Consider the following 8,664-nt stretch of genomic DNA (forward strand, 5'->3'; position numbering starts at 1 on the left):
AATGTATATGCACACCCAATTGCCCGCGTGACGGGCAATTGGGTTTTTGGAATTAGATCTCGGCCTCTAGCCCGTCCGTCGACAGATCGTCCAGTTTCGGCATTAACCGCAGCAGCTCGTTTGCATATTCGGTCTGCGGGTTGGCGAAGAGTTCGTTGGTTTCTTGAAGTTCAACCACCTTGCCCTGCTTCATCACGGCCACCCGATCACACATCTGACGCACCACCGGCAGGTCGTGGCTGATAAACAGCAGCGTCAGGCCCAGATGTTCCTGCAAATCTTTCAGGATGTTCAGGATTTGCGCCTGAATTGACACGTCCAGCGCGCTGGTCGGTTCGTCACAGATCAGGAACCGCGGCTGCGTTGCCAGCGCGCGGGCAATCGAGATCCGCTGTCGCTGACCGCCCGAGAATTCGTGCGGGTATTTCAGCCCGGCCTCATGGCCCAGCCCGACCTGATCCAAAAGCTCGTCCACGCGGCGCTTGATGTCGGACCCTTCCATCAGCTTATGATGGCGGATCGGTTCGGCCACGATATCGTCGACCCGCATCCGGGGGTTCAGCGACGAATAAGGGTCCTGGAAGATCATCTGGATGTTCTTGCGATAGGCATCCAAAGCGGCCCTGTTGGTCAGATCACTGACCACCTGCCCCTCAAAGGTGATCGTACCGCCATCAACCGGGTACAGCCCCGCGATCATCCGCGCGATGGTAGACTTGCCAGAGCCGGATTCACCCACGACCCCGAACACCTCACCCGCACGAATGTCGAAGCTTACGTCGTCAACGGCGGTGAAATAAGTGCGGTCCCACGGCAGCAGGCCTTTGCGCTGCAGGAACTTCTTGGTCAGATTGCGGATTTCGAACACCGGTTTGCTGGTGTCGTTGTCCACCTTGGGCCAGTGCCGGGCCATATCGTCGATGGCAAAACGGGTCTCACGCCCGCCATAGCTGATCTGCGGAAAGCGGTGCAGTTTCAGAGTCGGGCGCGGAACAGCGGCGATCAGTGACTTGGTGTATTCGTGCGTGGGCTGACCCATGACCTGAGACGTCGGGCCGGTTTCCACCACCTTGCCCGCATACATGACCGTCACCTTGTCCGTGGTATCCGCGATCACGCCCATGTCGTGAGTGATCAGGATAACGCCAACCTGCCGTTCCAGCGCCAGCTCTTTGATCAGGTCCAGAATCTGCGCCTGAACGGACACGTCCAACGCCGTGGTCGGTTCATCCGCGATAATCACGTCCGGCTCGGTGCACAGCGCAAGAGCGATGACCACACGCTGCCGCATCCCACCTGAGAACTGGTGCGGATATTGGTCCAGCCGCGTGTCCGGGTCAGGAATGCCCACCCTGTCGATCAGATCACGGGCACGCTGGTTCGCCTCGGCATCCGTTCCGCCCAGATGGGCCTGGATCGTCTCGGTCAGCTGTTCGCGCACGGTAAACAACGGGTTCAGCGAGGTCAGAGGATCCTGGAAGATCATCGAGATTTTCTTGCCACGCAGGCCGCGCATTGCGACGGCATCCAGACCGCTGATCTGGTCGCCGCTCAGCTTGATGGTGCCGCTGGCAATCCGGCCGGGCCGGTCCAGCAAACCCATGATGGCCGCTCCGATTGTGGATTTGCCCGCACCGGATTCGCCCACCAGACCGTGGATCTCGCCCGGTTCAACGGACAGGTCCACGTGGTCCACGGCGGTAAACAGTTGGCGGCGCGTCGGGAATTCGACCGTCAGGTCGTTGATCGTCAGAAGGCTCATGTTATCACCGCAGCTTGGGGTTCAGCGCGTCGCGCAGCCAGTCGCCCAGCAGGTTGACAGACAGGGCCAGCGCCAGAAGGGTGCAGGCCGGGAAGAACAGGATCCACCACTCACCCGAGAACAGGAAGCCCTGTCCGATACGGATCAGTGTTCCCAGCGACGGCTGGGTCGGCGGTGCACCCACGCCCAGAAAGCTGAGCGTTGCCTCGGCGATAATCGCCAGCGCCAGCGAAATCGTGGCAATAACCAGAACCGGGCTGAGAACATTGGGCAGTATATGGCGAAACATGATCGGAATTGGCCCGCGCCCGATCAGACGGGCGGCCTGTACGTATTCCTTGTTCTTTTCCACCAGCGCAGCGCCGCGTACGACCCGCGCAAATTGCACCCAATCGGACAGGGCAATCGCGATGATCAGAACATAAATCGCCATCTCGTTGCGGTATTCGGGGGGCGTAACCCCCTTGGCGATACCAAAGATGAGCATCGCAACCAGAATGGCCGGGAAGGTCAGCTGCACATCGGCAATCCGCATGATGAGCGTCTCGACCCAACCGCCAAAATACGCTGCAACCAGCCCAAGGATGACACCTATGATCAGCGCCAGCATCACGGCTGACACGCCGACAAACAATGAGATGCGCATGCCATATAGAATGGTCGAGAATACATCGCGTCCCTGATCGTCGGTCCCCAAAAAGAAGGTTTCCTGCGTAAAGGCATTGGGCGTGCCCGGCGGCGTAAAGCCGTTCATCAGGTTTAGCGATGCCGGATCAAACGGATTATATGGTGCGATGACCGGGGCAAAAACGGCGGCCAGCAAAAGGATCAGCACCACCAGTGAGGCGATCAAGGCAACCGGAGAATGCCGGAAGGACCACGCAAAATCGCTGTCCCAGAACTTGGCAAATCGCGATTTGGTGGGGGCGGTCGGAGTTTCGATGGTATCGGTCATGTGGCCCTCGCGTCGACACGCAGGCGCGGGTCAATGGCATAATAAAGAAGATCGACGATCAGGTTGATCGAAACGAACATGACCGAAATCAACATCAGATAAGCGGCCATGACAGGGATATCGACAAACTGGATCGCGTTGATGAACAGCAGGCCAACACCCGGCCATTGGAACACCGTCTCGGTGATGATGGCGAACGCGATGATCGAGCCCAGCTGCAGACCGGTGATCGTGATCACGGGAACCATAGTGTTCTTTAGCGCGTGGCGGAAGTTGATCACCCGGTCCGACAAACCGCGAGCGCGTGCAAACCGGACATAATCGGCGCGCAACACCTCAAGCATTTCCGACCGGACCAGGCGCATGATCAGCGTCATCTGATACAGACCCAGCGTAATCGCAGGCAGGATCAGCGCCTTGAGGCCAGAAGTCGTCAAGAAGCCGGTGGACCAGTTGCCAATCATAACGGTCTCGCCCCTCCCGAAGCTGGGTAAGAGGTCTAATTCAACCGAGAAAATGTAGATCAATAAGATCCCGATCAGGAAAGTCGGTAGGGACACCCCGATCAGGGAAACGGTCATGATGACATTCGCAGCAATCCCTTGTCGTCGGATGGCTGTGAACACGCCCAGCGCAATCCCCATGGTGATTGCCAGAAAGCCGGAAACAAAAGCCAGTTCCAGTGTGGCCGGCGCGCGCTCGGCTATGATGGTCGAGACAGGACGTCCCTGACGATAAGACACACCGAAATTGCCTTGAACGGCATTTTTCAGAAACTTGTAGTACTGAACCGGAAACGGCTGATCCAGCCCCAGTTCAGCCCGCAGCCGGTCGATATCGGCTTGCGTACGCTCCTGACCAAGCATGTTGTCGATCGGATCGCCGACAAACCGGAACATAGAGAATGCGACCAGACCCACGACCAGCAGTACGATCACGGATTGGAGCATCCTTCGGACGATATATGCGAACATTCACTTTCCCCATTGATCCGCTTCTCTATGCACGGGTCGGCTAAATGGTCAAGGTATCGCTAACGGGATGGTATCAGAGCGATCCTTATTTCCTGCGTCATCGGCTTTGAGCAGGGTACGTTGCGGATTGGCGGCGCCGAACCGGCCCTCGCCAATCCAATGCTAAAACGTCTTCAGTTTACGGTCACCCAGCGCAGCAAAAAGAAGTTGTCGGGGCGCTGTGTCAGCTCGACATTGCTGCGCGTGCCCCAGACCAGTGGCTGAACATACATGGGCACATAGACCTGTTCGTCCTGAATGATCTTAGCCACTTCGTCCAGCATGGCCTGACGCTTAGTCTCATCCAGCTCGGATTGGATGGCAGGCAGCAGTTCATCCACGCGTGCGTTCGAGAAGCCGCCGAAGTTCCAGCTGCCCAGCTTTTTCTCTTCGTTTGGCGTCGCGACTAGGAACCGGACCGGGTGTTCGGCGTCAAATGTGCCGGGGCTCCAGCCCAGCAGGTACATGTCATAGTTATCCTCGCGCAGCTCGGGCCAGTAATTGCGCACAGGCATCGCTTCCAGCTCGGCCGTGATCCCGATCTGGGCCAGCATGCTGACTACTGCCTGACACACCGCTTCGTCGTTCAGATAGCGGTCATTGGGGCATTTCAGTCCAAATGAGAATCCATCGGCGTAGCCTGCCTCGGCCAGCAGAGCCTTGGCACCCTCAACGTCAAATGCGGGACGTTCGGCATGGGCCGCAGAATAGCCGCTCATGGCTGGGCTCACCAATTGCGAGGCCGCTTCGGCATTGCCGCGCATGATGGTGGCCAGAATGGCATCGACATTCACCGCCTGCGCCACCGCCCTGCGGACGCGCGGGTCGCGGAACGGGTTCGGCTTGCCCTCATCGTCGGTATACTTCAGCGTCTCAGCCTCGTGATCAAAGCCCAGCATGATCACGCGGGCCTCGATCCCCTTGATGACTTCGACATCACTGTCTTCCTGCAGGCGCGCGACGTCCTGGATTGGCACCGGGTTGATCATATCCACATCACCCGACAACAGCGCCGCAACGGCGGTCGCAGGGTTCTGGATCGGGTTAAACTCGGCGCGGGTGATATTGTGCTCGACGTCGCCCCACCAGCCCGCATGAGGCTCCAGTACGGTTTTCAGACCAGGCTCACGCTCGGTGACCATGAATGCACCGGTGCCATTGGCATTGATCGTCGCATAATTGCCGGTCTCTTTGTCTGGGACGGCGGCATCATTCGCCTCGGTCCAGCCTTGATCCATGATCATCCAGTTGGCAATCGAAGACGGGAACAACGGGTTCGGCGCGGTCGTCATGATATCGACAGTATAATCGTCGACCACGATCACCTCACTGACCGGCGCAAACCAGCTGCGGGTATCCGCAGCCTCGCCCGAGGCGCGCTGATAGCTGAACAGAACGTCCTGCGCATCAAAGGTACTGCCGTCGTGGAAGGTCACGCCCTCGCGCAGCTTGAAGCGCCAGCCGTCGCCTTCGCCAATCGGCTCCCAGCTGACAGCCAGGGCGGGCTGAACGCTCATGTCCTTGTCGCGGCGGACCAGTCCTTCGTAGACGTTGTTAAGAAATCCCAGAACCGGAGCCGAATTGACCGCGTGCGGGTCCATGGTTTGCGGGTCCGTGGTGGAGGCCCATTTGAAATCTGCAGCTTGAACACTGGTGGCAGCCAGCATTGCAATGCCAATGGCGCTGTTCCTGAGGATCATTGTTATGTCTCCCTGTTTCTGTGGTTGAGTTTTCTTGGTTTTTGCCGCATGCGCAAGGAAATCTCAGATCGCAACAAAAAACAGGGCGCGAAAATCGCGCCCTGTCTGATCGTCAAAGGTTTTGACTTACTTAATGGTGAAGTATTTGACCTTGGGCTGGTCTTCGGCATCCACTTCAATGCCGACACCGTCAGCCATACCCCAGTTCAGAACCTGGTGATGAATGGGTATGTAAAGCGCCTCATCCTGCACGACACGCCAGATGTCGGCGATGTCGGCATTCCGGGCGTCCAGGTCGGTGTTCGAAGCGAGCGACTTGATCTTCGTGTCCAGCGCGTCGTCCTGATAGCCGGTTCCGTTCCATGTGCCGATGTCGTCTTCGCGACCGTGGACAAGGAAGTTGAAGATGTATTCCGAGTCATATGTCGGAACACCCCAACCCAGCATGTAGAAATCTGTCTTGCCATCGGTGATCAGCGGGAAGTGCTGCGCCTTGGGCTTTGCGTCCAGATTCACAGTCACGCCGATCTGGCCCAACATCCCCACGGCCGCCTGACAGATCCCTTCATCGTTGATGTATCGATCATTCGGGCAGTCCAACCGGAGCGAGAAGCCATCGGCATAACCTGCCTCTGCCATCAGTTCCTTGGCTTTTTCCAGATTAGTGGCGGATTCGCCGTCCATCGCTTCGGTCCAGCCGTTCACGAAAGGCGGTGCGATCATGCCCGCAGGCTGCGACTGGCCGCGCATAACGACCTGCTTGATCGCATCACGGTTGATCGCCATCGACATCGCCTGACGCACGCGCACATCGGCCAGAGGGTTCTTGCCGTCTACGTTGTCTGCTTCGATATCGTCCGCACCCTGGTTCATGCCAAAGAAGATCACACGGTTCTGTGGGGCTTGCTTGACCATCAGGCCATCGGCGCCATTGACGCGGTCAATGTCTTGCACCGGCATATCCTGCAGGAAGTTCACCTCACCCGACAACATCGCCGCAACGCGGGTCGCGGCGTTCTGGATGGGGGTATAGACGATTTCGGTCACTTCCATGGGGAACTGGTCGATGCCCCAATAGTTGTCGTTGCGCACCATCACGGTTTTGACGTCAGGCTCGCGGCTTTGAAGGACATAGGGCCCCGTACCGTTGGCGTTGGTGGTGGCAAAGGTGATCTCGCCACCCTCGAAATCCTGCACATTGACAGTGTTGTTTGCCTCGGCCCAGCCTTTGTCCAGAATGAACAGGTTGGTCAGGTTCGACGGCAGGATCGGGTTCGGACCATCGGTGACGATCTCGACGGTGTAATCGTCCACCGCGCGCACTTCGGTGATCGAACCGATCAGCTCTTTCATGTCCGAATTCGGCTGCTTGGCCCGCTCAAAGCTGAACACCACGTCTTCGGCGTTGAAGTCCGCGCCATCATGGAATTTCACGCCCTCGCGCAGTTTGAAGACCCAGACATTCGGGTCATCAGCCTTGGGACCCCACTCGGTCGCCAGCGCAGGTTCAAACGCGCCTGTTACGTCGCGAATGATCAGCGGCTCGTACATCTGGTGCCGTATTGTGTGTGACGGGCCTTCGTTTTGCGAGTGCGGATCCAGCGTCAGCGCGTCACCAGCACGTGCCCATCGCAGCGTTTCCGCCGATGCGGCACCCGCCATCAATGCGGTCGCACTGGCAGCGATCATCAAGTTCTTCAGGATCATTATAATCTCCCCGTTTTTTCGTTGGTACCGTTCCGTGGAACGGCAGACCGGTTTTGTCGGTCTTGGTAGTGCTGATCATCCAGATCATTCTGAAGGTTGCAACACCAGATTGTGAACTATTTGGATTTCCGATCAAATTTGAAAAGCCGACATATCGCGAACACCCGATTCAGCGCAAAATGACCGAGCGCTGATGCGGATCATCCGGGAAAACGCGCCCGGATTGGACACATTGAAAAATATGCCGGAACACCAGGCCCGCCTCGCCGCCCGGCGAAACCGGACCAATATACTTGTGGCCGGTGGGGGTGTCATAGGCCGTATTGATATCGTCACAGTCGACCTGAAATATGTTATGCGGCGTTCGATCGATATTCTCTGGCCCCGTATGTCCCAAACGGCGAGACGCCACTTTGTTCTTGAGGTTTGCTGCCTTGCTGGCCCGCAGCGCGAGATCGTCGGATGCGAAATAAACAACCACATTCCGCGACGCATGGCTGACCAGCACACCGGGCTCATGTTCATGCACGGTTTCATTGACGACATCTGCGGCGACCATGAATGTGTTGCGAAACAACAGCGGCACGCCCGACGCCAGATCATACCGATCCCATTCCATCAACGTCTGGCGCAAAACCCGATTGCCCATCGAATGCGCCAGCAGGTTGATCCGTTTCAGGCAGGGGGCAGATTCGGGCTCGTTATCCTCACTGTTGCGCCATTCCAGGAAACGCTCCAGCACCCGCGCAAAGGAAAAGCCGCTTTGGTCCGCGGATTTCTGGTCATCCCAGTATTTCTGAACGATCCCCTGCTTGGCGTCGCTGGGCCAGATCAGAGGCAACAACATCACTTCACCGGGTTTGGCCTGATCGCACAGACGCTGAAGCTCGGCCGTTGTTTGAAACACATCGTCGGGCAGGTTGTTGAACCCGTGCAAGTATAACAGGATCTGACGGCAATCGCTGTCGCGCACCCGCCGCAAGAGCTCTTTGCTGGTAATTTCGGTGTGGTGTTCATCCTCGCCTTTTTCACAATAGAACACCGAATTCGAAGGTGCGTTGTTGTCCAGATCAAAAGTGAAGCGACGTCCTTTACGGGTGCGAATACTTTGGGTTGGAAATCTGTTCGTTATAAAAAGCATGAAAACCCCTCCTGTTCAGGATGGAACCAGCCTAACAAGTCAACCGCATAGGCGACACAGAAATCCCGGAACTCTGACCGTATCTATGGTCGTATTTACACAAAGGGTTTCACATTGGGTCGGTCATGGACGCCCTGAACGAAACTGGGGCGGCTCCGCCCGTGCTTTAGCCTCATAGCTCGCGGTCATCATCAGGCATCAAGAGCCGACCGAGGGGCTCTGCGACAGGGTTTAACCATTCCAGAGGCGGCCTTACGGCCAAGATCCGACTCCGGCTGGGTCCTGTGCCGAAGCGACCTAATTCACTGTAGCGTTGATTGGTGTTGTTATGAGTGATGGAGTGATTTGGCTGATTGTTCTGCCCCATTTTGTGACGGGGTTTTCTG

6 protein-coding genes are annotated in these 8,664 nt (G+C 57.3%); all 6 read right to left on the minus strand.

Annotated elements, in window-relative coordinates; genetic code table 11:
* Positions 1–52: 52 nt before the first annotated feature.
* Entirely contained in the window at positions 53–1,762 is a 1,710-nt protein-coding gene (locus AC2FD9_RS17220) for an ABC transporter ATP-binding protein (RefSeq protein ID WP_282170889.1), read from the minus strand.
* Positions 1,763–1,766: 4 nt separating this feature from the next.
* Positions 1,767–2,717, minus strand: coding sequence for an ABC transporter permease (locus AC2FD9_RS17225; RefSeq protein WP_058273051.1), 951 nt, complete (start codon positions 2,715–2,717; stop codon positions 1,767–1,769).
* Positions 2,714–3,691 carry an ABC transporter permease gene (locus AC2FD9_RS17230; RefSeq protein WP_058273052.1) on the minus strand — a complete coding sequence of 326 codons (978 nt, stop codon included), beginning with the start codon at positions 3,689–3,691 and terminating at the stop codon, positions 2,714–2,716. Before AC2FD9_RS17230 ends, AC2FD9_RS17225 begins: the two co-directional genes overlap by 4 nt.
* A 173-nt stretch (positions 3,692–3,864) precedes the next feature.
* Positions 3,865–5,430: an ABC transporter substrate-binding protein gene (locus AC2FD9_RS17235; RefSeq protein ID WP_496838056.1), complete on the minus strand. Its 1,566-nt coding sequence runs from the start codon at positions 5,428–5,430 to the stop codon at positions 3,865–3,867.
* A 126-nt stretch (positions 5,431–5,556) separates the two neighbouring features.
* Positions 5,557–7,137, minus strand: coding sequence for an ABC transporter substrate-binding protein (locus tag AC2FD9_RS17240; protein WP_282120968.1), 1,581 nt, complete (start codon positions 7,135–7,137; stop codon positions 5,557–5,559).
* A 169-nt stretch (positions 7,138–7,306) separates the two neighbouring features.
* Positions 7,307–8,278 (minus strand): alpha/beta hydrolase, encoded by a 972-nt coding sequence (locus tag AC2FD9_RS17245; protein ID WP_496838058.1) that lies wholly within the window; start codon positions 8,276–8,278, stop codon positions 7,307–7,309.
* Between the last annotated feature and the right edge of the window lie 386 nt (positions 8,279–8,664).

This window comes from Ruegeria sp. YTSC230 (assembly GCF_059609665.1).